General features: G+C 71.9%; 20 protein-coding genes. 12 read left to right on the top strand and 8 right to left on the bottom strand.

The genetic code is table 11. The features are described from left to right. The first annotated feature begins 146 nt into the window (after window positions 1-146). From BSB02_RS28630 to BSB02_RS28650, 5 genes are read left to right on the top strand one after another with little or no spacing between them, the layout of a single operon-like run. Window positions 147-2,060, top strand: coding sequence for a hypothetical protein (locus BSB02_RS28630; RefSeq protein ID WP_084963676.1), 1,914 nt, complete (start codon window positions 147-149; stop codon window positions 2,058-2,060). 2 nt (window positions 2,061-2,062) lie between these two features. Further along, entirely contained in the window at window positions 2,063-2,344 is a 282-nt protein-coding gene (locus BSB02_RS28635; protein ID WP_084963677.1) for a hypothetical protein, read from the top strand. A gap of 21 nt (window positions 2,345-2,365) precedes the next feature. Then, window positions 2,366-4,231 carry a polymorphic toxin type 17 domain-containing protein gene (locus BSB02_RS28640; RefSeq protein WP_143591266.1) on the top strand — a complete coding sequence of 622 codons (1,866 nt, stop codon included), beginning with the start codon at window positions 2,366-2,368 and terminating at the stop codon, window positions 4,229-4,231. Continuing rightward, complete coding sequence (locus BSB02_RS28645; RefSeq protein WP_143591268.1) at window positions 4,231-4,671, top strand: hypothetical protein; 441 nt, start codon at window positions 4,231-4,233, stop codon at window positions 4,669-4,671. Before BSB02_RS28640 ends, BSB02_RS28645 begins: the two co-directional genes overlap by 1 nt. After that, window positions 4,658-4,978 carry a hypothetical protein gene (locus BSB02_RS28650; protein ID WP_084963680.1) on the top strand — a complete coding sequence of 107 codons (321 nt, stop codon included), beginning with the start codon at window positions 4,658-4,660 and terminating at the stop codon, window positions 4,976-4,978. Before BSB02_RS28645 ends, BSB02_RS28650 begins: the two co-directional genes overlap by 14 nt. Window positions 4,979-5,007: 29 nt before the next feature. On the opposite strand, the gene BSB02_RS28655 is transcribed toward BSB02_RS28650, so the two are convergent. From BSB02_RS28655 to BSB02_RS28670, 4 genes are read right to left on the bottom strand one after another with little or no spacing between them, the layout of a single operon-like run. After that, window positions 5,008-5,730 carry a hypothetical protein gene (locus tag BSB02_RS28655; protein ID WP_084963681.1) on the bottom strand — a complete coding sequence of 241 codons (723 nt, stop codon included), beginning with the start codon at window positions 5,728-5,730 and terminating at the stop codon, window positions 5,008-5,010. Then, entirely contained in the window at window positions 5,723-6,235 is a 513-nt protein-coding gene (locus tag BSB02_RS28660) for a hypothetical protein (protein ID WP_084963682.1), read from the bottom strand. Before BSB02_RS28660 ends, BSB02_RS28655 begins: the two co-directional genes overlap by 8 nt. Then, complete coding sequence (locus BSB02_RS28665; protein WP_084963683.1) at window positions 6,232-6,540, bottom strand: hypothetical protein; 309 nt, start codon at window positions 6,538-6,540, stop codon at window positions 6,232-6,234. The genes BSB02_RS28660 and BSB02_RS28665 overlap by 4 nt, the downstream gene beginning before the upstream one ends. Beyond that, window positions 6,537-7,535: a hypothetical protein gene (locus BSB02_RS28670; RefSeq protein WP_084963684.1), complete on the bottom strand. Its 999-nt coding sequence runs from the start codon at window positions 7,533-7,535 to the stop codon at window positions 6,537-6,539. Before BSB02_RS28670 ends, BSB02_RS28665 begins: the two co-directional genes overlap by 4 nt. 72 nt (window positions 7,536-7,607) lie before the next feature. Here BSB02_RS28670 and BSB02_RS28675 point away from each other — a divergent pair, with 72 nt between their 5' ends. Together BSB02_RS28675 and BSB02_RS28680 are read left to right on the top strand one after the other, a co-directional pair. Beyond that, window positions 7,608-7,868: a WXG100 family type VII secretion target gene (locus BSB02_RS28675; RefSeq protein ID WP_084963685.1), complete on the top strand. Its 261-nt coding sequence runs from the start codon at window positions 7,608-7,610 to the stop codon at window positions 7,866-7,868. A gap of 31 nt (window positions 7,869-7,899) precedes the next feature. After that, window positions 7,900-12,333 (top strand): FtsK/SpoIIIE domain-containing protein, encoded by a 4,434-nt coding sequence (locus BSB02_RS28680; protein WP_240506709.1) that lies wholly within the window; start codon window positions 7,900-7,902, stop codon window positions 12,331-12,333. A 102-nt stretch (window positions 12,334-12,435) separates the two neighbouring features. On the opposite strand, the gene BSB02_RS28685 is transcribed toward BSB02_RS28680, so the two are convergent. The 3 genes from BSB02_RS28685 to BSB02_RS28695 form a co-directional block, all read right to left on the bottom strand. Continuing rightward, a complete protein-coding gene (locus BSB02_RS28685; protein ID WP_084963686.1) occupies window positions 12,436-13,515 on the bottom strand; it encodes a S1 family peptidase in 1,080 nt (359 codons plus the stop codon). Window positions 13,516-13,742: 227 nt separating this feature from the next. Then, a complete protein-coding gene (locus BSB02_RS28690; protein ID WP_084963687.1) occupies window positions 13,743-14,018 on the bottom strand; it encodes a WXG100 family type VII secretion target in 276 nt (91 codons plus the stop codon). A 154-nt stretch (window positions 14,019-14,172) separates the two neighbouring features. Further along, window positions 14,173-14,445: a WXG100 family type VII secretion target gene (locus BSB02_RS28695; protein WP_084963688.1), complete on the bottom strand. Its 273-nt coding sequence runs from the start codon at window positions 14,443-14,445 to the stop codon at window positions 14,173-14,175. 128 nt (window positions 14,446-14,573) lie between these two features. Between BSB02_RS28695 and BSB02_RS28700 the strand changes: the two genes are divergently transcribed. The 4 genes from BSB02_RS28700 (at window position 14,574) to BSB02_RS28720 (ending at window position 21,789) form a co-directional block, all read left to right on the top strand. Continuing rightward, the gene (locus BSB02_RS28700; protein ID WP_084963689.1) at window positions 14,574-15,293 is read left to right on the top strand and encodes an SDR family NAD(P)-dependent oxidoreductase; all 720 of its coding nucleotides are present in this window, start codon (window positions 14,574-14,576) and stop codon (window positions 15,291-15,293) included. Window positions 15,294-15,341: 48 nt separating this feature from the next. Then, complete coding sequence (locus BSB02_RS28705; protein WP_084963690.1) at window positions 15,342-17,090, top strand: acetyl/propionyl/methylcrotonyl-CoA carboxylase subunit alpha; 1,749 nt, start codon at window positions 15,342-15,344, stop codon at window positions 17,088-17,090. 81 nt (window positions 17,091-17,171) lie between these two features. After that, complete coding sequence (locus tag BSB02_RS40750; RefSeq protein WP_084963691.1) at window positions 17,172-18,533, top strand: hypothetical protein; 1,362 nt, start codon at window positions 17,172-17,174, stop codon at window positions 18,531-18,533. 529 nt (window positions 18,534-19,062) lie between these two features. Then, window positions 19,063-21,789: a S8 family peptidase gene (locus BSB02_RS28720; RefSeq protein WP_084963693.1), complete on the top strand. Its 2,727-nt coding sequence runs from the start codon at window positions 19,063-19,065 to the stop codon at window positions 21,787-21,789. A gap of 118 nt (window positions 21,790-21,907) precedes the next feature. Here BSB02_RS28720 and BSB02_RS28725 read toward each other — a convergent pair whose 3' ends face one another. Beyond that, window positions 21,908-23,299 (bottom strand): NAD(P)H-quinone dehydrogenase, encoded by a 1,392-nt coding sequence (locus tag BSB02_RS28725; protein WP_084963694.1) that lies wholly within the window; start codon window positions 23,297-23,299, stop codon window positions 21,908-21,910. 56 nt (window positions 23,300-23,355) lie between these two features. Here BSB02_RS28725 and BSB02_RS28730 point away from each other — a divergent pair, with 56 nt between their 5' ends. After that, window positions 23,356-23,796, top strand: a complete 441-nt coding sequence (locus BSB02_RS28730) for a gamma-glutamylcyclotransferase family protein (protein ID WP_084963695.1) — start codon at window positions 23,356-23,358, stop codon at window positions 23,794-23,796.

Genomic DNA, 23,796 nt, shown 5'->3' on the forward strand with positions numbered 1-23,796 from the left:
GAAGCTTCCGAAGTCACATAGACCGCAGAAACCCCACATGGCGCCTGGTTTACCAGCGGCGACCGGCGCGTGAACAGTTCGGGAAGGCCGGCACTGACCGCCAACTCCACCGATAATGTCGCCGAATGTTATGGAAGTGACATTCGATGAGTGAGTTCGTCGGGTTGAACACCGCCGCCGCCACCCGGTTGTGCGCGACGATGAAGTCGGCCGCCGACACCGCGAGCCGGTTGCGGCAGGCGCTGTCCGGCGGGATCGCCGCGGCGGGCGCGGCCTTTCCGTCCGGTGCCAAGGGCGCCGAGGTGGTCGGCCAGTGCGGGTCCTTCCTCACCGACTCCGAGCGCGACCTGAAGTGGCGCGTCCAGACCATCCAGTCGGTCCCCGGCGCCCGCCGTGTGAGCGACGACTTCAGGGTCGCCGAGTTCCCCTACGACAGCCAGGACGCCGCCCGGCGGGCCGGCGAGGCCGAGGGCCAGAAGATCAAGGACGCCTGGGCCGCCTACGAGAAGGACCAGAGTTACCACACCTTCGCCGACCTCGTCGAAGCGCTCAAGGCCGGCAAGGACCGCATGGGCGACCCGGCCTACGCCGCCGGGTTCCTCGGCAAGCTCACGCCCGGGACGTACCTCGACATCGTCGAGAAGTGGATGGAGTTCAACAAGGACAAGTACGGCAAGGGCCTCACGCCCAAGGAGATGGAGCGCTTCAGGGAGGACCTCGGCGGCCTCGCCCAGGCGCTCGCCTCGGCCGACACCGCCGGCCTGGTCCCTGACCTGCGCAAGTACCTGGTCGAGACCTCGGGCCCCGACGTCATGACCGCCCTGCTGGGGGCCGCGCCGCAGTCCAAGCAGTTCGTCGTCGAGGCCGGCCGGTACCTCGCGGCGGCCGTGACCGGGCACACCGGGCCCAACGACAACTGGCAGCTGTACTGGTTCTTCAAGGCGCTCGACGGCAACCCCGAAGCCTTCCAGGCGATCCTCGCCACCGACCAGCGGACCGCCGACCTGATCCTGCGCGGCGAGGTGCTGCACGAGGGCCGCCCGCCCGGCCTGGAAGCGCTGGTCACCGGCGCCATCGCCAAGGCGCTGGCGGGCGGCGTGCCCGGCGCCGACCGGCGCAAGGCGGTCGCGCACGTCGCCGGCGCCTACACCAAGGCCTTCGCCGACGACCCGGTGCTCAAGCAGGCCCTGGTCGACGCGCTGAAGCGGGAGCTGGGCGACCCCGCCACAGGCCGGGAGGCCTTCCAGGCCCTGGCCAAGGCGCTGGCCGCACGCGGCCTGAAACCGGAGGCGCTCAAGGACGCCGACATCAACGCCGTCGTCGCCGGGCACGCGGCCCGCTGGCTGCCCGAGATCGCCGGGCTCACCGCCTCGCGCAACGATCCGGAGCTCAAGGCGCTCGACCCCGGCAAGGGCTGGGACCGGCTCAGCGAGCAGGACCTGACCAACCTGTTCGCCGGGATCTTCCAGCGCGCCGAGGGCCGCCAGCCCCTCAGCGACGGCATGCGCCGGTTCCAGAACTCGCTCGACATGGGCGGCGGCGACCTCGACAACCCCGAGGACCGCAGGAAGTTCACGCACTCCATGGCCCAGATCGGCGCGCTGGGCGGCCTGATGGTCGGCGCGGTGCACGACATCGACCTGAGCGAGGAGGAGCGCCGCAAGCTGACCGTCGAGATGCTCGTCCTGCCCATCGACCTGGCCATCGGCCGCGCGGGCAAGCTGGTGCCCGGCGAGGTGTCGAGCACGGTGTGGAAGAACTTCCTGGAGAACGCCGCCAAGTGGCCGGTCGCCGGCAAGCTCGCCAAGGAGCTGGACAAGGAGGACAACTGGTTCTCCAAGCTCCCCGTCATCGGCGGCCTGTTCGGCGGCGGCGCCAACGGCGAGGCGAGTGACCTGGTCAAGGAGCTGACCGAGCAGCACATGAAGTCCTACGAGGACCGGCTCAAGGCCGCGGGCAGGCCGCCGCTCAGCCCCGACGACCGCGTGCTGCTCGAGAACGCCATCCAGGGCTTCTACCTGGAGACCGTCGTCAAGGCCCTCAAGAAGCGCGGAGGCTGACCGTGACCGACAAGGCCAAGCTCATCGCGGAGGCCGAGGAGAAGGAGGCGCTGGCCAGGAAGTTCGACGGCTGGGCCGGGCAGCTCGACGGGCTGCTGAAGGACGTGACCACCACGCCGGAGGGCGGGTGGGAGATCTGGACCGGACCGGCCGCCGACCGCTTCAAGGGCACGCTGAGGACGCAGCGCAACCAGCTCGGCGACCTGGCCGGCGCCTGCCGTACGACGGCCGAGAACCTGCGGCAGGAGGCCCGGCAGAGGCGGGAAGAGGCGGCCAAGCCCTGATCTTCCCTTTAGGGTGTCCGTGTGCCTCCCGACAGAGACAACGCGGAATTCGCCGGCATTGACCCTGTCCAGCTGAAGGGAATGATCGGCGACCTCGACGACGTCCGGTCGATGATCACGGCCAAGATCCCCGGCCTGCGGCACGACTTCGCCCGCGCCGGCCTGGACACCAAGCACATCGGCACCCTGGAAGGGGTCGCCCGGTGGATCGCCGGCGAGCTGCCGATGCTGCGGCGCCGCCAGTCGATGACCGAGCAGATCGCCAAGGAGCACGGCCAGTTCGGCTTCACCGGATCCATGGTGGAGTCCGAATGGGAGGGCCACTTCAAGAGCCCCGAGGAGGCGCGGGCCAAGGCCAAGGAACTGGCCGCCAAGTACCAGCACCCCGGCGAGTTCCCCGCCGACGTCTGGGAGCAGATCCGCAAGTACCAGTTCGACCCGGACTTCGCCGAGGCCTTCGCCAGGGAGCTCGGCCCTGACAAGCTCGGCTGGCTGGCCGGCCGGGCCAAGAGCGCCGAGAGCTGGGGCGACGACAAGGAGGCCGGGGAGGCCCGCTTCCAGGCCATCGCCAACATCCTGGCGGTGGCCAGCCACCGCGGCGTCATCGACGACAAGTGGCTCGACGGCTTCCACCCCGACGGCCGCGGCACCGACTACAACACCCTGGCCGCGCTGATGATGCACGGCACGTGGAACAAGGACACCCTGGTCAAGATCGGCAACCGGGCGCTCAAGATCGGCCAGCTGGGCGGCGGCAACTACACCACCGCCAAGATCCTCGACGCGATCGCCCGCAACCCGCTCGCCGCCCATGAGCTGTACAAGGCCAACTTCGACCAGATCAACGCCATGGCGTACGGCAAGCACATGGGGTGGATGAGCACCAGCGACCCCAAGCTGGGCGACCCGCTCGGCCGCTTCCTCAAGGCCGCCACGGTCGACGCCGCCGACGCCTTCGAGCGCATGCGCCCGCCCGGCGACGACAAGTGGAAGAACCCCGCCGACGAGCTGGCCATGCGGCTGTTTGACCACGTCGCCAAGAACCACTACGCCAAGTTCCCCTTCCAGGGTGTCGAGGACAACTACATCTCGATCATCGAGAAGTTCTTCGAGGGCACCTACATCGAGGAGCTCACCGGCGAAGGCGGCCTGACCTGGACAGACGCCGTCCAGATCACTGCGGGCGTGGTGGGCATCTTCGACCCGACGCCCATCTCCGACGGCATCGACGCGCTGATCTCGCTGGGCCGCGGCGACTGGAAGGGCGCGCTGCTGTCGGCGGTCGCATTCATCCCCTGGATCGGCGACGCCGCGGCCAAGCCAGTCAAGATCTTCAAGCGGCTGGTGGACTCCTACCCGGGCTTCAAGACCCTGCTGGGACTGGATCCCGCGCTGCTGAAGAAGATCGAGGAAAACCCGCTCGACCTGAGCAAGGACGAGATCGAGGCGCTCAAGAAGGGCCTGGAGAAGGCCAAGGGCGACATCGAGAACATCACCAAGATCGCCATTCAGCGGGGGCCGCAGCACGCCCTCGACGCGCTGACCATCGCCAACCGGATGCACGTGGACGCCGCCGCCATCTACGCCAAGAAACCCAAGTTCCTGGCCAAGGCCAAGAGCCTGCACCTGCCCACCGACGGACCGATCCCCTTCGTTCCGCCCAAGAACTGGCAGCCCAACAACCCGCAGAAGGCCACCGTCAACGGGCGCGAGGGCTTCGTCGACGCTTACGGCAACGTCTGGCACAAGGGCAGGGGCGTCGGCCAGACCAACTACGAGTGGGACGTGCAGACTCCGAACACTCCCCTGGGCAAGCTGACCGGTGACGGCAACCACCTCAACGTGGAGTGGGAGACGGGCCGGATCACCCACGGAAAGGCCAAGTGATGCGTGTTGTGATCACCGCCAATGTCGAGGCTCCGGAAGCGGTGACGCCGCTGCTGGAGGACCTGGGCGTGCCCGTGGCCGAGCGGTGGGAGGCGGTGCCGTACGAGAAGTTCCCCGGCACCTGGATGGTCACCAGCGTGCTGGTGAGGCTGCCGGACGGCGACGCCCGCGAGACCGTGCGGGAGCTGACCGGCCGGCTCGGCCTGGACGGGTGGGACGAGAGCGGCGACGAGGACAACGCCGACGCCGTCTGGAACCGCCGGGACACCGACCGCTACCAGGGTGTGCTGTGGCTGCTCGTCGAGGCCTCCCCCGATCCGGGCGGCGAGCCCGCCGAGCTCCAGGAGCTGACGCCGCTGCCGCCGGATCCGCCGCTCAGCGAGGCGGACGTGGCCGTCCTGATGACCTTCCTACGAGGGGACGACGATGGGCGACGTTGACAACCCCAAGTACGAGTACCTGAAGAACCTCCAGGAGCGGGTCCACAAGATCCAGGGCGAGATGGAGAAGAAGCTCAACAAGCCGGCCGCCGCCATGGACAGCGGCAAGGTGTGGACCAGCAAGACGGCCACCGCGTGGAAGGGCCGGCTCGACGAGAACGTCAGGGCCTACAACACCGCGCTGGGCGCCCTGGACGACGAGCTGTCGGCGGTGCTGGCGAGCACGCCGAGGAAGTGCTCGCAGGAGGAGGCCGACAAGTGGTACCGGGAGCTGAACGCCTACAACCGGACCATGAGGTTCCAGTGACGGCCGGGGGGCGCGGGCCGCCCGCCCCCTCAGCCCTCGTACGCCACGGTGATGGCGTGCAGGATGAGCCTCCATGCCTCGTAGGAGGGCAGCGCCGTCAGCCGCGCCCGCTCGCCGGTCTCGGTGAAGGCCCACAGCCCCGTGGCGCCCGCGTCGAGGACGAGCAGGCTGGGCCCGCCGGGATCGGTGGTCAGCCCCCACAGCAGCATCGGCTGCGCCCACAGCTCCGGGTCGACGCCGTCGGGGACGGGTTCGCGCGGGTCGACGAGCCGGCGCTGGAGGCTGGCGCCCGGCAGGTCGAGCTCGCCGGCGCGCTGCAGCCGCGGCCCCACGCCGAGCCACGCGCACGCCGCCACCGGAGTCCACGCCCGCTCGACGATCCGGACGGCGAACTCCCCGGGCGGCGGCTCGGCGAAGCCCGCGACCTGCTCGGCGGACACGCCGGGGCCGAGCGCGGGGCTGGGGCTCTCCACGATGACGGCGTGGGTGTCCCCCATCGCCGCGTACCAGCGGCGGCCCACGCGGCCCACCGCCGCCTCGATCTCCAGCCGCACCACGGGCTTGCGCAGCGTGTCGAGCGCGGGCCGGGCCTGCTCGGGGACCCGTCCGCGATCGTCGAGGAGGCCCGCCTCGCGCAGCCGCGCGTGCTGCTCGGCCAGGGCCGGGGACAGCTCCTGGGGGCGGAAGGGCTCGATCTCCGACTCCAGCAGCAGCTGGAGCCCGTCGTGGCTGAGGAGCAGCTGCTCAGTCATGGGGCACCCTCGCGGCCGGGCGCAGCCCGGAGACCATGTAGGCGAACGTCTGGGAGTGCGTCAGGTGGTCGGCGATGTCGCAGGTGCCGGAGAAGGCGGTCGCCACGCCGTCCGGGCCGACGAACCAGTACTGCTCCAGCGCCAGGGAGTACGGCCCGTTGCGGTGGGCGCTGAGGATCCGGCGGCCCGGCAGCCCCCACAGCTCGTAGTCGTCGATCGCGATCACCCTGAGGTCGGTGAGCGTGACCATCATGTTGCCGAGCACCGCCTCGCTGTAGGCGGCCAGCGAGTCGTGCGGCGCCAGGGCCTCCTCAACGTTCACCGTGACGTTGGCGGCGAACCCGTCGGGCCGCAGCGGCTGGCGCACCGCCAGCGGCACCCCGGGCAGGGCGAGGGTCTCCCACTCTGGCGGCTTGGGCACCGACACGCCGGTGACCTCGTCGGTGACGATCTCCCAGGGGCAGTCGGCCTGCCACTGCTCCACGGTCGCGTACATCTCGTTCATCCTTTGCGTTCCCTGAGCCAGCGCGGGCGCAGCGGCGGCGGGGTCCAGAACAGGAAGACGGTGCCGAGCGCGATCCCCGCCAGGCCGATCGCGCCGATCACCCGGCCGAGGCCCACGGCGCCCGCGTCGGCGATCAACGTGCCCACGCACAGCAGCTCGCCGCCCGCTCCCATCCACAGCAGCGCCAGCGGCGCGTAGAGGGCGTAGCCGGCGCGGCTCCAGTCGCGCCACCGGCCCGTGTGGGCCAGCCAGCCCGGCAGCACGAATCCCACGGCGAGAGCGGCCATCAACAGCGCGATGCTCATCCGAACAGTTTCTTCCCCAGCGCCTTGAGCCCGCGCCCCACCGCGGCGCCGGCCTTGCTGCCGACGAACGCGCCCACCGCGCCGCCCACCACGCCGCCGATGACGCCGCCGACGGGCCCGCCGATCATCGTGCCGGCGGTGGCGCCCCAGGCGGCGCCCTTGACGCCGAGGGCCCACGCCCCGGCGGCGGCCGGGCCGCCCTCGATCACCGCGTTGCCGGCGGCCCTGGCGAAGCGCTCGGCGCCGCCCATCTCCGGGTGGTACTGCTTGTCCTGCAGCCACTGGTTGTAGCCCGCGCCGTACACGGTCAGCCCGGCGCCGGCCCAGCCCAGGGTCTTGGAGGTGACCGAGGCCCACTTCGGCACGCGGTACTCGGGGACGTCCACGCGGACGCCGGGCCGCACGCCGCGCCAGCCGGGCGGCGGGTTGGTGGGAGCCGGCGGGATGCGCGGGTCCGCGGCGCTGCCGGAGGGGACGATCAGCCCGCTCGGCCGCCGCACCCACTGCTGGCCCTGGTGGGTGGTGATCTGGCCGGGCGCCGTGGGCAGGTTGTCCATGCGGGGGATGATCGGGATCGGCGCGTTGCTGCCGGGCCGCAGGACCGGGCTGCCCTTGTCGAACTTCTCCAGCAGGTAGGCGGCCACGCCGATGGGCACCGAGCCGAACTCGTCTGAGGTGACCACCTTCTGCCAGTCGGGGTCGGTGAAGTTGGCCATGTTGGGCATCCACCACTGCCAGGTGGTGAGCTCCTCGAGGGCCTTGACGTCGTCGACGTACTTGACCGCCTTGCGTACGGCCTCGCCGCCCTGTTCGGCCAGCGAACCGGCGACCTTCTTGGCCCGGCCGAGCGCGTCGGGAGCGCCCCCGACGAGGCCCGACACCCCGTCGATGAGGTGTTGCGCCTGGCGGCCCTTGGCGTCGACGTCGACGGCCGCCTTGGCCATCGCCTTGCCCATCTCCAAGACCTTGGCCGGGTCGATGACGCGCTCGCTCACATCTCCTCCCTGGCGGACAAAGATCCTGACAGTTTGCCACTATTTGAGTGGCAGATGACACAGGAGTGGCGAATGAAGGACAGCGAGAGGCTCCGGCTCGCCGCCGGGCGGCTGCGCGACCTGGCGGACAAGCTCGACGACCAGCCGGCCGCGATCAAGCGGGACTACCCCTACCAGACGCACTGGAAGGGGCCGGCCGCCGACACGTTCAACACCGCGCTGGAGACCGGCATCAAGGACCTCGCCGCGCTGGCCACGGACCTCCAGGAGTACGCCAAGAAGCTGGAGACCAAGGCCGGTCAGCTGGACGCGGAGGAGAAGAAACCCAAGTAGCGCTTTTAGGCGGGTTCTAAGCTTTGGTCCCATGATGCGCATCTCCCTCACGGCCCTCACCCGCCACGGGCCGCGGGACGTGGTCGCGCAGGCCGACGACGACGTCACGGCGGGCCGCCTCGCCGAGGTGCTCGGCGAGGCGCTCGGCGAGCCGCGCGCCCAGGTGGTGGCCCATCCCGCCTGGCAGAGCGGGCCGCTGCACCAGCAAGCCGGCCGGCTCGGCGGACTGTGGGTGAACGGCCGCGTCGTCGACCCGGCCGCCCCCGCGGGCTCGGTGCTGCGCGACGGCGACATCGTGGCCTTCGACGCCGCGGCCGCCGCCGCGACCCGCCGCGGCGAACCGTCGGGCGTGGTGGAGATCCGCCTGTCCAGCGGCCCGGCGGCCGGCGCCGTGCACCGGCTCGGCTTCGGCACCTACACCCTGGGCACCTCCCAGGGCTGCTCGATCCCGCTGGGCGACCCCAACACCGTGCCGCACGCCGCGTCGATCCACGTCACGGCCGCCGAGTGCATGGTGGAGCCCGCGCCAGGGGCGTACGTGCTGCTGGAGGGCCGGCAGCTGACCGGCCCGGTGCGGTGGGAGCCGGGCCAGGTGCTCATCACCGGCGCGTCCGTGATGACGCTGCGCGTGCCGGAGAACCCCGACGCGCACCTGACGCCGCTGCCCGACAACGCGGGCCTGGCCTACAACCGGCCGCCGCGGCTGGGCGGCCCGCCGCGGATGAAGCCCATCGAGGTGCCGATGGAGCCCGAGCGGCCCCAGCACCAGCGCATCCAGCTGCTGTCGAGCATGCTGTTCGGCGTGGGCGGCGTGGTCATGGCCATCGTCTTCAAGCAGCCGCTGTTCCTGCTCATGGCGCTGCTGACACCGCTCACCATGGTCGCCCAGAGCCTCAGCGACCGCCGGCACGGGCGCAAGTCCTACAAGAAGGCGATGCAGGAGTTCAAGCAGAAGCGCGACGCCTTCGCCGGGGCCCTGGAGCGGCTGCGGCTGGACGACCAGGCCGACCGCCGCCACGAGCTGCCCGACCCCGCCGAGGTGCTGCTGACCGCCACCGGGCCGCGGCGCAGGCTGTGGGAGCGGCGCATCCACGACGCCGACACGCTGCACCTGCGCGTCGGCGTCGCCGACCAGCCCTCGCTCATCGAGCTGCTCGTCGAGCACGGCAGCCGCCGCTCGGAGCGGGAGCTGCCCGCCGTACCGCTGTCGCACGCCGTCCCCGTGTCGGTGCCCATGCCGGAGGTCGGCGTGCTGGGCCTGACCGGGGCGCGCGCCACGTCCCGCGCGCTGGGCCGCTGGCTGGTGGCCCAGGCCGCCGCCCTGCACAGCCCCCGCGACCTGGCCATCGTCGTGCTCTCGGCGGACCATGAGGGCGAGGCCGGCTGGAACTGGGTGCGGTGGCTGCCGCACGCCGCACCGCGCGAGGGCGAGGAATGCCTGTCCATGGTCGGCTCCGACCCCGAGTCGGCCGCGCGGCGGGCCGTCGAGCTGGTCAACAAGATCCAGTCACGGCGGGCGGCCAAGAAGTCGTCGCTCGACTTCGGCGGCTTCGGCGGCCTGGGCCAGGACAAGCAGCAGGCCTTCGCCGGCTACGCCACCGAGCGCCCCTACAACGTCCTCGTCGTCCTGGACGGCGCCCGCGCCCTGCGCGGCCTGCCCGGCATGCCGCAGGTCCTCCAGCACGGCCCCACGGTCGGCGTCTACGCCGTCTGCATCGACGACGACGAGCGCCTGCTGCCGGAGGAGTGCACCACGGTCGCCGTGTGCGACCTGGACCGGCCGGCGTTCGTCCGGCTGCGCGGGGCCATCCAGACCGGCGACGTCATCGCCGACCAGGTCAACCCGAGCTGGTGCGACCGGCTCGGCCGGGCCATGGCGCCCCTGCGCGACGTCAGCCGCGAGGACGCCGACTCGGCCATCCCCGGCTCGGCCCGGCTGCTGGACCTGCTCGGCATGCCCGATCCGACGCCGGAGCAGATCCAGGGCTACTGGTCGCGCGGCCGTACCACCCGGGTCCCCATCGGCATCGGCGCCGAGGGCGTCTTCACGATCGACCTGCGCCTGGACGGCCCGCACGGCCTGGTCGCCGGCACCACCGGCGCCGGAAAGTCGGAGCTGCTGCAGTCGTTCATCGCCTCGCTGGCCGTCCACAACCGGCCCGACGAGCTGAACTTCGTGCTCATCGACTACAAGGGCGGCTCGGCCTTCAAGGACTGCGCCAAGCTCCCGCACACCGTCGGCATGGTCAGCGACCTGGACGGCCACCTCACCGAGCGGGCGCTGGAGTCGCTGGCCGCCGAGCTCAAGCGGCGCGAGCACATGCTGCTGGCCGCCGACGCCAAGGACATCGAGGACTACAACGACTACCGCGACCAGGGCAAGCCGCTGGAGCCCATGCCCAGGCTGCTGCTGATCATCGACGAGTTCGCGGCCATGGTCCAGGAGCTGCCCGACTTCATCGTCGGCCTGGTCGACATCGCCCGGCGGGGCCGCTCGCTGGGCGTCCACCTCATCCTGGCCACCCAGCGGCCCGGCGGCGTGGTCACCCCCGACATCGCCGCCAACACCAACCTGCGCATCGCCCTGCGGGTGACCAGCGGCGAGGAGTCGACCGACGTCATCAACTCCCCGGTCGCCGCGCAGATCTCCAAGACCACCCCCGGCCGCTGCTACGTGCGCTCGGGCGCCGCCTCGCTGCACGCGGTCCAGTCCGCCCGCATCGGCGGGCGGCGGCCGGGCCAGGGCTCGGCCAAGACCGAGTACATCGACATCAGGCCGATCAGCTGGGGACGGCTGGGCGTCCCGCTGCCCGGGCGGCAGGAGGACGAGGACGACGGCACGATGCTCACGGACCTGTCCGTGCTGGTCGACGTCATCGCCCGCACGGCCCGCGCCCTGGGCGTCGACCGGCAGCGCAGCCCCTGGCTGGAGCCGCTGCCCGACCAGCTCACCCTCGGCGAGCTGGAGCCGGTGGACTCCTGGACCAAGCTGCCGCTGGGCCTGGCCGACATCCCCTCGCTACAGATGCGGGCCACGGAGGTCTACGACGTCGCCTCCTCCGGGCACCTGCTCATCGCCGGGGCCGCCCGCACGGGACGCTCCACGGCGCTGCGCGCCCTGGCGGCGTCGGCCGCCCGCCAGGCCTCGCCGCGCGACCTGCACCTGTACGCCGTCGACTGCGGCAACAACGCGCTGCTCCCGCTCGTCGGCATGCCCCACACCGGCGCGGTGGTCGGCCGCGACTCGCCCGACCGGCTGACCCGGCTCACCGACCGGCTCCTCGGCGAGATCGGCAGGCGGCAGCAGTACCTGGCCGCCCAGGGCTTCGCCGACGTGACCGAGCAGCGCGCCGCCGCGCCGCCCGACGAGCGCCTGCCGTACCTGGTGGTGCTCTTCGACCGGTGGGAGGGCTTCTACGCGGCGTTCGAGTCGCACGACGGCGGCAGGCTCGTCGACCAGTGGCTGCAGATCCTCCAGGAGGGCGCGGGCGCGGGCGTCAAGGTCGTCATGTCCGGCGACCGCAGCACGCTCGTCGGGCGGATCTCCACGCTGTTCGACGACCGGCTGGTGCTCAAGCTGACGGACCCGACCGACTACAGCTACGTGGGCATCCGGGCCAAGGACGTGCCCGACCACTTCCCGCCCGGCCGGGCCTTCCGCGCCGCGGGCACGCTCCGCGAGGTCCAGGTGGGCCTGCTGACCGCCGACGCCGCCGGCACGGCCCAGGTCGCGGCCCTCCACCAGCTCGGCAGGGAGGCCAAGCTGCGGGCCGGCGACGTGCCGCGCCACCTGCGGCCCTTCCGCGTCGACGCGCTGCCCACCGCCGTGCGGCTGGAGGAGGCGCTCCAGCTGGCGGAGGAGCCGCTTCCGGCCGACGCCGTGCTGTTCGGCGTGGGCGGCGACACGCTCGGCGCGCGCTTCTTCCGGGTCGAGGAGCACGGCCCCGCGCTGGTGGTCGCCGGGCCGCCGAAGAGCGGCCGGTCCACCGCCCTGGTCACCATGGGCCAGTGGCTGGCCCGGCGGGGCTACTCCCTGGTCACGATCTCCCCGCGGCGCGGCCCGCTGCGCGAGCTCGGCGCGGCCTTCACCGGCGACTCCTCACCGCAGGAGGTGAAGGAGGCGTGCGCCGGGCGCTTCGCCCTGCTCGTGGACGACCTTGAGCTGCTGGGCAACGACAGCGAGCTGGCCGAGTGGCTCACCGACTTCGTCGGGGAGCTGCGCGACACCGGCAACATCGTCATCGCCGCCGGCAGCGCCGAGGACCTCGACTCGATGTACCGGGGGCCGATCGTGGCGATGAAGAAGGCGCGCAACGGGATCCTGCTGCGCCCCACCTCCACCAGCCAGGGCGACCTGCTGGGCGTACGGCTGCCGCGGAGCCTGGCGACCGGCGCCGGCCCGGTCGGGCGCGGGCTCATGGTGGTCGGCGGCACGTGGGAGCTGATCCAGGTGGCGAGTCCCTGAGTCGCCATGGGGGGCGATGGCGGCTCAGGGACTCAGATTCAGGGACTCAGATTCAGGGACTCAGATTCAGGGACTCAGATTCAGGGACTCAGGGCGTGGCTCTCAGTAGACGGACACGCCGTAGGCGTTGAGCGCCTTGACGACCGGCTGGAAGTAGGTCGTGCCACCCGAGCGGCAGTTGCCGCTGCCGCCCGAGGTCAGGCCGAGGGCGGTGGTGCCGGAGAACAGCGGGCCGCCGCTGTCGCCGGGCTCGGCGCAGACGGTGGTCCTGATCATCCCGTAGACGGTGCCCTGCGGGTAGTTGACCGTGGCGTTGAGCGCGGTGACGGTGCCGCCGTGCAGGCCGGTGGTGCTGCCGCTGCGCTGCACCGACTGGCCGACGTAGGCGTTGCCCGCGCCGGTGATGTCACGGGAGCTGCCGTTGTAGAGGTTCACGCTGCCCGGCTTGGCGATGCTCGTGTTGGTGTAGCGCACGATGCCGTAGTCGTTGCCGGGGAAGCTGCTGCCGGCCCTGGTGCCGAGCACCACCGTACGGGCCGAGTTGGCGTACCAGGTCGAGCCGATGTTGGTGCAGTGGCCGGCGGTCAGGAAGTAGTACGTGCTGCCGCTTCGCACGTTGAAGCCGAGGGAGCAGCGCGAGGAGCCGGTGTAGATGGCGTCGCCGCCCTGGATGAAGGGCTGGAGCACGCCGGGGTCGTTCTCCACCCGTACGGCCGGGCCCGCCTGCGCGCCGCGCATGGCGGATTCCTCGTCGTTGAGCTGCTTGGCGACCGACTGGATCCGCTGCAGCGCGCCGTGGGCGACGGTCGCGTCGGCCCAGACCACCACCTGGTTGGCGGCCGGGTCGACGGCCCACGCGGTGCCGGGGATCCGGGCCGCGTGGTCGAGGCGCTGCATGATCCGGTCGAGGTCGGCGCCGCTGCGGGCGACCTTCTTGGGTACGGCTCCCGCGTCGAGGACGGCCTGGGCGTCGGCGTCGTCGGTGATGGCGACGACCAGCTTGCCCTGCGCCGCGTCGAAGTAGGAGCCCGCGTCACGGGTGCCGAGCTGTTCGTCGAGCGTCGTGGCGGTCTGCGCCGGGTCGGCGGGGGTGGGGGACGCGTGGGCGGGGACGGCGATGAAGGCGCCGGTCAGGAGTCCGGAGGCGACGATCAGTCCAACGCGCCGGAGTAAGACGGTCATGTGCGACCCTCCTGGGGGGTGCCGGCCAGCCCCGATCGATGGCTGGCCACGGGGCGGATGTGAGAGCGGGTCATCTCTCACCCCGCAATATGAACAGAGCTGACGCTCCGCGCAAGACTTCGTTTACGTCATCTGTCAGACGTTATCCCCCCGCCGCCTCCCCCACGCTTGGCGCACAGAAAGGGGAGCCCTCCGGCGGAGGACTCCCCACGGGTCTTGACGAACGATCAGCCCGCGCCCGTGGCGGCGGCGATGGCCTCCTTGTTCTTGCGGATGCCGTCCTGGGCCTCCTCCAGGGCCTGCGCCACCTTGTCGAAGGAGGACTTGTAGGCCTCCCACGCGGACTTGAACTTGTCGGCGTTCGGACCGGACCAGGAGGCCGGGATCTTGGCAGCCTCGGCGTCGAGCGCCTTCTTGGCGTCCAGAACCGCGCCCGCCTGGGTCTTGAACGTGTTGGACATCTTCTCCATGTCCGGCAGAATGCCGCCGACCTTCTCGCCCATAGCTCTCCCCTTCAAGGTCTGTCTCGGGTACAGCGGTCAACACAATAGTCATGAATCACCACATGATGCAGTTTTTCCCCAAGAACCTCATGCATCACAAAGCCCCGGCGACCGCTCGGTGAAGTCAAGGGGTCGCCGGGGCTCGGGCAGGTCGTCAGCGGGTGGCCGACTCGATGTTGCCGCGATAGGTGTTGATGACCCGTGCGGCCTCGGCCAGCTCCTCGGACATGCGCTGGAAGGCCGCGCGGTAGTTCTGCCAGGCGCTGCCGAACCGCTCCGCCCCCGAGCCCGTCCAGGCGGTGCCGACCTTGGCGGCCTCACGGTCGAGCACGGCCATGGTCGCGCGCACGGCCTCCGACTGCTGGGTGAACTGCGTGGCCATCTGCTGCATCTCCGCGGGATTGCCACCGAGCAGGCCCTGGCTCATGCCGTACCTCCGAGGATCGACGTCTGCAAAGCGCCCTCACCATAGGCAGCCGCCACGGCCGTCGCCCGGCGATATACCGAGCGGCTATGGTCTTGCAGAGGATCATTCGGATCTAATGGGGAGCTTCCGTGCGCGAGGTTGTGGTGACCGGCGGCGGCACCGGCATCGGCTACGCGATCGCGGCGGCCTTCGCCGCCCTGGGCGATCACGTCACGATCACGGGCCGGCGCGAGCACGTCCTGCGGGAGGCCGCCGACCGGATCAAGGCGGACTGCGTGCCCTTCAACGCCGCCAGCCCGGTGGCCGTGAACGAGGCGCTGGACAAGCTGCCCCAACGGGTGGACGTGCTGGTCAACAACGCCGGCGGCAACACCAACCTGGACCGCGCCCAGCCCGCGGACCTGATGGAGGTGGCCGAGGCCTGGTGGGCCAACCTCAACGCCAACCTCCTGTCCGCCGTGCTCGTCACGACGGCGCTGACGCCCCGGCTGGCCGACGGCGCGCGTATCGTTTCCACCGGCTCGATCGCCGCCCGCGGCACCGGGTCCGGCTCGTACGGCGCGGCCAAGGCGGCGCTGGAGTCGTGGACCGCGGACCTGGCGGCCGAGCTGGGGCCGCGCGGCATCACCGCGAACGTGGTCTCCCCCGGCCTGGTGGTCGAGACGGAGTTCTTCCGCGGCCGGCTCACCGAGGAGGGCGTCCGCCGCCGCGTGGAGGGCACCCGCAACGGCCGCGCCGGCACGCCGGCCGACGTGGCCGAGACCGTGGTGTTCCTCGCCTCCCCCGGCGCCGGGCACCTGACCGGGCAGGTGATCCACGTCAACGGCGGGGCCTACCTCGGCCGGTAGCCGTCCCGACTCCTTAAACTCGATGCGGGTCAGCAGGAAGGGAAGACCGTGCAGAAGGTTCTGATCGCCAACCGTGGCGAGATCGCCGTCCGCGTCGCGCGTGCCTGCAAGGACGCCGGGATCGGCAGCGTGGCCGTCTACGCCGACCAGGACCTCGGCGCCCTGCACGTCAAGGTCGCCGACGAGGCCTACGCGCTGGGCGGGCAGACGCCCGCCGACACCTACCTCCACATCGGCAAGATCCTCGACGTCGCCGCCCGCTCCGGCGCCGACGCGGTCCACCCCGGCTACGGCTTCCTGGCCGAGAACGCCGACTTCGCCCAGGCCGTCATCGACGCCGGGCTGATCTGGATCGGCCCGCCCCCGGCGGCGATCGCCGCCCTGGGCGACAAGGTGCAGGCCCGCCACATCGCCCAGAAGGTCGGCGCGCCGCTGGTGGCCGGCACCCCCGACCCGGTGAGCGGGGTGGAGGAGGTCGTCGCCTTCGCCGAGCGGCACGGGCTGCCGATCGCCATCAAGGCCGCCTACGGCGGCGGCGGCCGCGGGCTGAAGGTGGCCCGCACCCTGGCCGAGATCCCCGACCTGTACGACAGCGCGGTGCGCGAGGCGGTGGCCGCCTTCGGCCGCGGCGAGTGCTTCGTCGAGCGCTACCTGGACAAGCCCCGGCACGTCGAGACCCAGTGCCTGGCCGACATGCACGGCAACGTCGTGGTGGTCAGCACCCGCGACTGCTCGTTGCAGCGCCGCCACCAGAAGCTGGTGGAGGAGGCGCCCGCCCCCTTCCTGACCGACGAGCAGATCGACCTGCTCTACCGCAGCTCCAAGGCCATCCTGAGGGAGGCGGGCTACGTCGGCGCCGGCACCTGCGAGTTCCTCGTGGGCCAGGACGGCACCGTCTCCTTCCTGGAGGTCAACACCCGCCTGCAGGTCGAGCACCCCGTCACCGAGGAGGTCTCCGGCATCGACCTGGTGCGGGAGATGTTCCGCATCGCCCAGGGCGAGCCGCTGGGCTACGACGACCCGCCGCTGCGCGGCCACTCCATCGAGTTCCGCATCAACGCCGAGGACGCCGGACGCAACTTCCTGCCCGCCCCCGGCACGCTGACCGCCATGCACGCCCCCGGCGGCCCCGGCGTGCGGCTCGACTCCGGCTACGACGCCGGGATGACCGTGCCCGGCGCCTTCGACTCGCTGGTGGCCAAGCTCATCGTCACCGGCCGCGACCGCAGGCAGGCGCTCGAGCGCTCCCGCCGGGCCCTCGCCGAGTTCCGCGTCGAGGGCATGCCGACCGTGCTGCCCTTCCACCGCCGGGTCGTGACCGACCCGGCGTTCACCGGCGAGCCGTTCACCGTGCACACCCGGTGGATCGAGACCGAGTTCGACAACACCATCGAGCCCTACGCCGGGCCGGTGGAGACCGCCGAGCCGGTCGAGCGGGAGCGGATCACCGTGGAGGTCGGCGGCAAGCGGCTGGAGGTCGTCCTCCCGGCCGGGCTGGGCACCGCCACCGCCGCTACGCCCAGAGCGAACAAGGCGCCCAAGCGCGGCGGCGGCTCCGCGAAGAAGCCCACCGCGGGCGGCGACGCCCTGATCAGCCCCATGCAGGGCACCATCGTCAAGATCGTGGCGGCCGACGGCGACACGGTTGCCGAGGGCGACACGGTGGTGGTGCTGGAGGCCATGAAGATGGAGCAGCCGCTGACGGCCCACAAGTCGGGCGTGATCACCGGCCTGACCGCCGCCGTCGGGCAGACCGTCACCGCCGGAGCGACTCTCTGCGAGATCAAGGACGCCTGACCGGCAGGCGGGTAGGTTCGTAGACAGAGGAACTTTGCCGACCGCTCATTCGTCCTGGAGGACGAAGGAGGCTTGCTGCCAATGACCCACTCGCTGCGCCGGGCAGGGGCCGCGCTCGTCGCGCTGCTCGCCGGGCTTTTCGCTGTGTTCGCTTTGTCGTCCGCGGCCCAGGCTGCCGCGCCACCCGATCCCAACGTGATCGTCTCGCACTGGAGGGGCGGCGACCCGCTGTACGTGGAGTCCGGTTCCCCGCTGACCTCCGAGCAGCAGAGCAAGCTCCGCGAGGAGCTGAACGACTCCAAGACGCCGGTCTACGTGGCGGCGCTGCCCAACGCCTCGGTGACCAACCCGAGCGAGTACATGATTTCGCTGGGCCGCGCCATGAAGGCCAGCGGCAAGGGCGGCAAGTACGCCGTCGCGGTGCTCGACGGCACGTCGCTGTTCGCCGGGATGAGCTTCGGCCGCTCCGGCATGGGCGGCCAGCTGGCCGACCTGTCCACCCGCAACAACGACGACGTCGTCACGGGCATGAGCGACTTCGTCGAGCGGGTGAACCTCGCGGCCGACGGCAAGCGCTCCGCCCTCGACTCCGGCCCCGTCGGCGGTGACGGCGGCGGCGCCGGCGCCCTGATCGCCCTGGGCGTGCTCGCCCTGGCCGGCGGCGGCGGTTACTTCCTCTACGCCAGGAACAAGAAGAAGAAGCGCCTGGAGCAGGAAGCCCGCGACCTGGCCGCGGTCAAGGCCACGGTCGAGGAGGACGTCACCAAGTTCGGCGAGGAGATCACCGCCCTCGACGCCGACGTCTCGCTCGCGGGCGCGGGCGGCCAGCACATCGAGGAGTGGCAGCAGGCCCTCGACGCCTACGAGAAGGCCAAGGCCCAGCTGGCCGCGGTGACCAAGGCCGACCAGATCCGCGAGGTCACCCAGACGCTGGAGGACGGCCGCTACGCGCTGGCCGTGGTGAAGGCCAAGGTCGGCAACCAGCCGATCCCCGAGCGGCGCGCGCCCTGCTTCTTCAACCCGCAGCACGGCCCGTCGGCGCGTGACGTGCGCTGGGCACCGCCCGGCGGCGTGGTGCGCGACGTGCCCGCCTGCGCCGCGGACGCCGAGGCCGTCGAGCGCGGCTTCGACCCGCAGGCGCGCGAGGTCATGGTCCACGGGCAGCGTGTGCCGTACTACAACGCGGGACCGGCCTACCAGCCCTACGCCTACGGCTACTACGGCGGCTTCGGCGACATCATGACCGGCATGTTCATCGGCACGATGATGGGCAGCATGCTCGGCGGCTGGGGCATGGGCGGCTATGGCGCCGGGTACGCGGAGGGCTACTCCGACGCGGGCGGCGGCGACTTCGGCGGAGGTGACTTCGGTGGCGGAGGCGACTTCGGCGGCTTCGGCGGAGGCGACTTCGGCGGCGGTGACTTCGGCGGCGGCGACTGGTAGAGCCTGACCGGCACGAGGCGGGCGCGCTCCCTGGCGGGGGCGCGCCCGTTCGTTTCCCGGGGCCGGCGGGAGAGGTTGTCCATACCGTTATGAAAGAGACTCTGAGCCACTACAGAGGTCGTGGAGCATCGCGATCGTCTCGATTTCACTAGTGAGGTGATTGTGAGTAAACGGCTGCTCCACAGCGCAGTGGCTGGAACGATCACGGCGATGGCGGTGCTGGGGGCGAACCTCCCCGCCGCGGCCGCCGACCCGGTCAAGCAGTTCGAGAAGCTCGCCGACGCCCACGCCTACACGGGGTTCGTCCCCGGGGCGTTACGGGCCGACGCCGCCGTCAAGGTCCTCGTGCAGACCGAGGGCGCGCCGACCGGCGAGGCCGCGGCCACCGCCGCCGAGCAGGGGGCGAGCCTCGACCGGCCGGACCACCGCGCGAAGCTCCGCCAGAGCCACGAAAGCGGCAAGAAGGCGGCCCAGGCGCTCGGCGGCAAGGTCACGGCCGAGTTAGGCCTTCAACGGCTTCGCGGCCGTCATGCCGGCCGCCAAGGTGCCGGAGCTCGCGAAGGCGGCGGGCGTCGTCGCCGTCCACCCGGCGCGCGTCTTCACCCGCGACAACGCCAACGCGGGCGTCTACGTCGGGGCCGATCAGGTCTGGCAGTACCTCGGCAAGACCGGCAAGGGCGTCAAGATCGCGATCATCGACAGCGGCGTCGACTACACCCACGCCGGCTTCGGCGGCTCCGGCAAGCCGGAGGACTTCAAGAACAACAACGGCACGGTCATCGAGCCCGGCACCTTCCCCACGGCCAAGGTGATCGGCGGCTACGACCTCGTGGGCGACGCCTACGACGCCGGCTCCGACGACCCGAACGTCAACACGCCCAAGCCCGACCCCGACCCGCTCGACTGCGACGGGCACGGCAGCCACGTCGCCGGCACGGCCGCCGGGTTCGGCGTCACGGCCGAGGGCGCCACCTACACCGGCCCCTACGACACGACCACCTACACCAAGAGCTTCCTCGTCCCGCCGGGCATGGCGCCCAACGCCTCGATCCTGGCCTACCGCGTCTTCGGCTGCTCGGGCTCGGCCAGCGAGGACGTCATCGTGGCGGCCATGGAGCAGGCGCTCAAGGACGGCGCGAAGATCGTCAACATGTCGCTCGGCTCGCCGTTCGGCCGGGAGGACGAGCCGTCGGCGCAGGCCGTACGGACCCTGACCAGGGCCGGTGTCACCGTGGTCGCCTCGGCCGGCAACAGCGGACCCAATGCCTACATCACCGGCGCGCCGGCGGTCGCGACGAGCGCGATCTCGGTCGCCGCGGTCGACGCGCAGGCGAGCTTCCCCGCCGCGACCCTCACGACCCCGTCGGGCGCCCTGTCGCTGATCAACGCCAACGGCGCGAAGCTGCCCGCCGGGCCGCTGCCGATCGCGGTGCTGCGCACCAGCTACCCCGACGGTCCCGTGGCGCTGGGCTGCACTCCCGAGGAGTACGCCGCCTACCCGGGCGGGGTCGCCGACAAGCTCGTGGTGACGCTGCGCGGCGTCTGCGCCCGCGTCAAGCGCGCCATCCTCGGACAGCAGGCGGGAGCCGCCGCGGTCGCCATGATCAACACCTCGGCCGGCTACCCGCCGTTCGAGGGCGAGATCACCTCCGACCCCGACACCGGCCAGCCGTACACGGTCACCATCCCGTTCCTCGGCTTCCAGATGGCCGACCGCGCCGCAGCCACCGCGCTCGACGGCCAGACCGGCACGCTGGCCGCGACCACGCTGCCCAACCCGGCCTACCGCGCCCAGGCGTCCTTCAGCTCCGGCGGCCCCGGCAACGTCGACAGCGCCTTCAAGCCCGACGTGTCCGCGCCCGGCGTGAGCGTGCTGTCCGTCGGCGTCGGCAGGGGCACCGGCGGGGCCACGATCTCCGGCACCTCCATGGCCGCGCCGACCACCTCGGGCGTGGCGGCCCTGGTCGCCGAGGCGCACCCGCGGTGGAAGCCCGGGCACATCAAGGCCGCCATCGTCAGCACGGCCGACGTCGCCAAGCTCACGCCGTACAACGCCCGGGTGGGCGGCTCGGGCGTCGTGAACGCCCGCGCGGCCGTCGAGACCAACGTCTTCGCGGGCACCCGCGGCGACGGCGGCAACCTGTCGTTCAAGTACCAGACGATCGGCGCCGACGGCTACCGCGCCACCCAGCCCGTCGAGATCGTCAACAAGGGGACGAGGTCCGTCACCTACAACCTGGCCGCCGCCTTCAACGGCGAGGCGTACGGCGCGACGGTCAGCGTCTCCCCCAGGACCGTCACCGTGCCGCGCGACTCCAGCAGGACCGTCCAGGTCACGCTGAGCATCTCCCCCGCCGCCGCGGCGGCGCTGCCCGGGGCCGAGGCGTCCAACTTCGGCGCCCTCACCCACATCCAGGGCGCGGTCACCGCCACGCCGAAGTCCTCCGTGCCGGGCGCGGGCCCGCTGCGGGTCGGCTTCCTGCTGGTGCCGGACGCGCTGGCCAAGGTTCGCGCCTCGCTGCGGTCGGTCGCCGCCGACGCGGCCACGGTACGGCTGGGCAACCGCGGCGTGCACGCCGGCAAGGCCGACGTCTACGCGCTCGGCCTGACCGACGAGGAGGACACGCCGGGCGCCGAGGGCGCCTCCGACATCGTGGCGGCGGGCGTCCAGACGCTGCCGGGCAGCGTGCTCGGCGGCTCGGAGGCGGACCGGTCGCTGGTGTTCGCGGTCAACACGGCCGGGCGCTGGTCGTCGGCCTCCACCGGGTCCTTCGAGATCGCGGTCGACGCGGGACGCGACGGCACGGTCGACGGCTACGTGGTCGGCCGCGACTACGGCGCCACGACTGCGGGCAGCTTCGACGGGCGGTTCGCGTCGTTCGTCTTCAACGCCTCGGGCACGCTGGTGGACGCCTACGCGGCCACCGCCCCGGCCAACGGCGGCACCGCCCTGCTGCCCGCCCTGGCCTCGACCCTGGGGATCTCCGAGAGCAAGCCGAGCTTCTCCTACACGGTGACGAGCTCGTCGGAGGTGCCGGGCAACCTGGTGGACACGACCGGCACGGCGGTGTTCGACGCCTTCCGGCCGCCGGTCGCCACGGGCCAGACGATCGACCTCGCGCCCGGCTCGGAGCAGACCGCGTCGCTCGCGATCGACCGCGGCGCCGCCGTCCCGGCTCTGGGCTGGCTGATCGTCGCGCTCGACAACCGCGGCGGCGGCCACGAAGCCGAACGCCTCACCCTGCCCCAACCCTGACCCGTACGGCCGGGCGGCTCCGGCCGCCTCGGCCCCGGGTTCGCACGGCCGCGGCCGGGATCCTTCCCGGCCGCGGCCGCCCCGTCACGGGCGGAAGGCCGGGCAGCGGGCCGGCGGGTCAGATGGCGGCGGCCGTCGGCTGCATGAGGCGGCGCGCGGCCTCGGTGATCGAGCCCGACAGCGAGGGGTACACCGCGAACGTGTGCGCCAGCTGGTCGACGGTCAGCCGCTGCTGCACCGCCACCGACACGGCCAGGATCAGCTCCGACGCCCGGGGCGCCACGATGACGCCGCCGAGCACGATCCCCGTGTGCGGGCGGCAGAACAGCTTGACGAAGCCGTCGTGGAAGCCCTGCATCTTGGCCCGCGCGTTCGTGGCCAGCGGCAGCTTGACCACGTTCGCCTCGATCTCGCCAGACTCGATCTGCCGCTGCGACACGCCGACGCTCGCGATCTCGGGATCGGTGAAGATGTTCGCCGCCACCGTGGCGAGCCGCAGCGGCTGGACGGCCTCGCCGAGCGCGTGCCAGACCGCGATGCGGCCCTGCATGGCGGCCACGGAGGCCAGCATCATCACGCCCGTGCAGTCGCCCGCGGCGTAGACGCCGGGCGCGGAGGTGCGCGAGACCTTGTCGACCTTGACGAACCCGTTGGCGTCGAGCTGCACGCCCGCCTCCTCCAGGCCGAGCCCGGCGGTGTTGGGCACCATGCCCACGGTCATCAGCGCGTGCGACCCCTCGGCGGTGCGGCCGTCCTCCAGCGTCACGACGACGCCGTCGGTGGTGCGCCGCACGGACTTGGCACGCGAGCGGGCCAGCAAGTTCATGCCGCGGCGGCGGTAGACCTCTTCGAGCACCTCGGCCGCGTCGGCGTCCTCGTTGGGCATCATGCGGTCGCGGCTGGACACCAGCGTGACCTCCGAGCCGAGCGAGCGGTAGGCGCCCGCGAACTCCGCGCCGGTCACGCCCGAGCCGATCACGATGAGGTGCTCGGGCAGCTCCTTGAGGTCGTACAGCTGCCGCCAGGTGAGGATGCGCTCGCCGTCGGGCTCGGACCCCTTGAGGATGCGCGGCGTGGCGCCGGTGGCGACCAGGACCACGTCGGCGCGGATCGTGCGGTCTCCGGCCCGCACCACCTGCGGGTCGACGAGCCGGCCGGGAGCCTTGACGATCTCCACGCCCTCGGCGGCGACGCGCGTGGCGATGTCGCTCGACTGCGCCTGGGCCAGCTCCTTGACGCGCTGGTTGACCAGCGGCAGGTCGACCTCGGCCGTGCCGACGTCGCCGTCGGGGCCGCCCGAGTAGTGGATGCCGAGCGAGGAAGCGTCGAGCAGGGCCTGCTTGCGGACCGAGGTCGCGATCAGCGTCTTGGACGGCACGCAGTCGGTCAGGACGCAGGCGCCGCCCGGCCCGTCCTGTTCGACCATGGTGACCTGAGCGCCCAGTTGGGCGGCGACCAGGGCCGCCTCGTAGCCGCCGGGTCCGCCGCCAATGATCACGATCCTTGTCACGTGTCCTATTCTCCCGCATCGGCCGAGCGGCAGGCCAAGCGGTACCCTAGGTGGCTATGCCGGTCTACGCCGCCTACGGCTCCAACATGGATCCCACCCAGATGGCCCTGCGCGCCCCGCACTCGCCGGTCAGGGGCACCGGCTGGCTGGCGGGCTGGCGGCTGACCTTCGGCGGGGAGGACCTCGGCTGGGAGGGCGCGCTGGCCACGATCGTGGAGGATCCCGGCGAGCAGGTGTTCGTGGTGCTCTACGACGTGCCGGAGTGGGACGAGGCCGAGCTCGACCAGTGGGAGGGTGCCACGCGCGGGCTCTATCACAAGATCCGCCTGCGCGTGCACACCCTCGACGGCGACGTGGTGGCCTGGTTCTACGTGCTCGACGGCTACGAGGGCGGCCTGCCCTCGGCCCGCTACCTGGGCATCCTGGCCGACGCGGCCGAGCAGGCCGGCGCGCCCGACGACTACGTCAAGGAGCTGCGCAACCGGCCCTGCAAGTGA

It is taken from the genome of Thermoactinospora rubra (assembly GCF_002093975.1).
GTDB lineage: Bacteria > Actinomycetota > Actinomycetes > Streptosporangiales > Streptosporangiaceae > Nonomuraea > Nonomuraea rubra_A.

Bases quoted from the DNA above. Each gene is read 5' to 3' on its own strand.
- BSB02_RS28630 (WP_084963676.1), top strand. From the start codon at position 147: ATGAGTGAGTTCGTCGGGTTGAACACCGCCGCCGCCACCCGGTTGTGC.
- BSB02_RS28645 (WP_143591268.1), top strand. From the start codon at position 4,231: ATGCGTGTTGTGATCACCGCCAATGTCGAGGCTCCGGAAGCGGTGACG.
- BSB02_RS28650 (WP_084963680.1), top strand. From the start codon at position 4,658: ATGGGCGACGTTGACAACCCCAAGTACGAGTACCTGAAGAACCTCCAG.
- BSB02_RS28655 (WP_084963681.1), bottom strand. From the start codon at position 5,730: ATGACTGAGCAGCTGCTCCTCAGCCACGACGGGCTCCAGCTGCTGCTG.
- BSB02_RS28660 (WP_084963682.1), bottom strand. From the start codon at position 6,235: ATGAACGAGATGTACGCGACCGTGGAGCAGTGGCAGGCCGACTGCCCC.
- BSB02_RS28665 (WP_084963683.1), bottom strand. From the start codon at position 6,540: ATGAGCATCGCGCTGTTGATGGCCGCTCTCGCCGTGGGATTCGTGCTG.
- BSB02_RS28675 (WP_084963685.1), top strand. From the start codon at position 7,608: ATGAAGGACAGCGAGAGGCTCCGGCTCGCCGCCGGGCGGCTGCGCGAC.
- BSB02_RS28680 (WP_240506709.1), top strand. From the start codon at position 7,900: ATGATGCGCATCTCCCTCACGGCCCTCACCCGCCACGGGCCGCGGGAC.
- BSB02_RS28685 (WP_084963686.1), bottom strand. From the start codon at position 13,515: ATGACCGTCTTACTCCGGCGCGTTGGACTGATCGTCGCCTCCGGACTC.
- BSB02_RS28690 (WP_084963687.1), bottom strand. From the start codon at position 14,018: ATGGGCGAGAAGGTCGGCGGCATTCTGCCGGACATGGAGAAGATGTCC.
- BSB02_RS28695 (WP_084963688.1), bottom strand. From the start codon at position 14,445: ATGAGCCAGGGCCTGCTCGGTGGCAATCCCGCGGAGATGCAGCAGATG.
- BSB02_RS40750 (WP_084963691.1), top strand. From the start codon at position 17,172: ATGACCCACTCGCTGCGCCGGGCAGGGGCCGCGCTCGTCGCGCTGCTC.
- BSB02_RS28720 (WP_084963693.1), top strand. From the start codon at position 19,063: ATGCCGGCCGCCAAGGTGCCGGAGCTCGCGAAGGCGGCGGGCGTCGTC.
- BSB02_RS28730 (WP_084963695.1), top strand. From the start codon at position 23,356: ATGCCGGTCTACGCCGCCTACGGCTCCAACATGGATCCCACCCAGATG.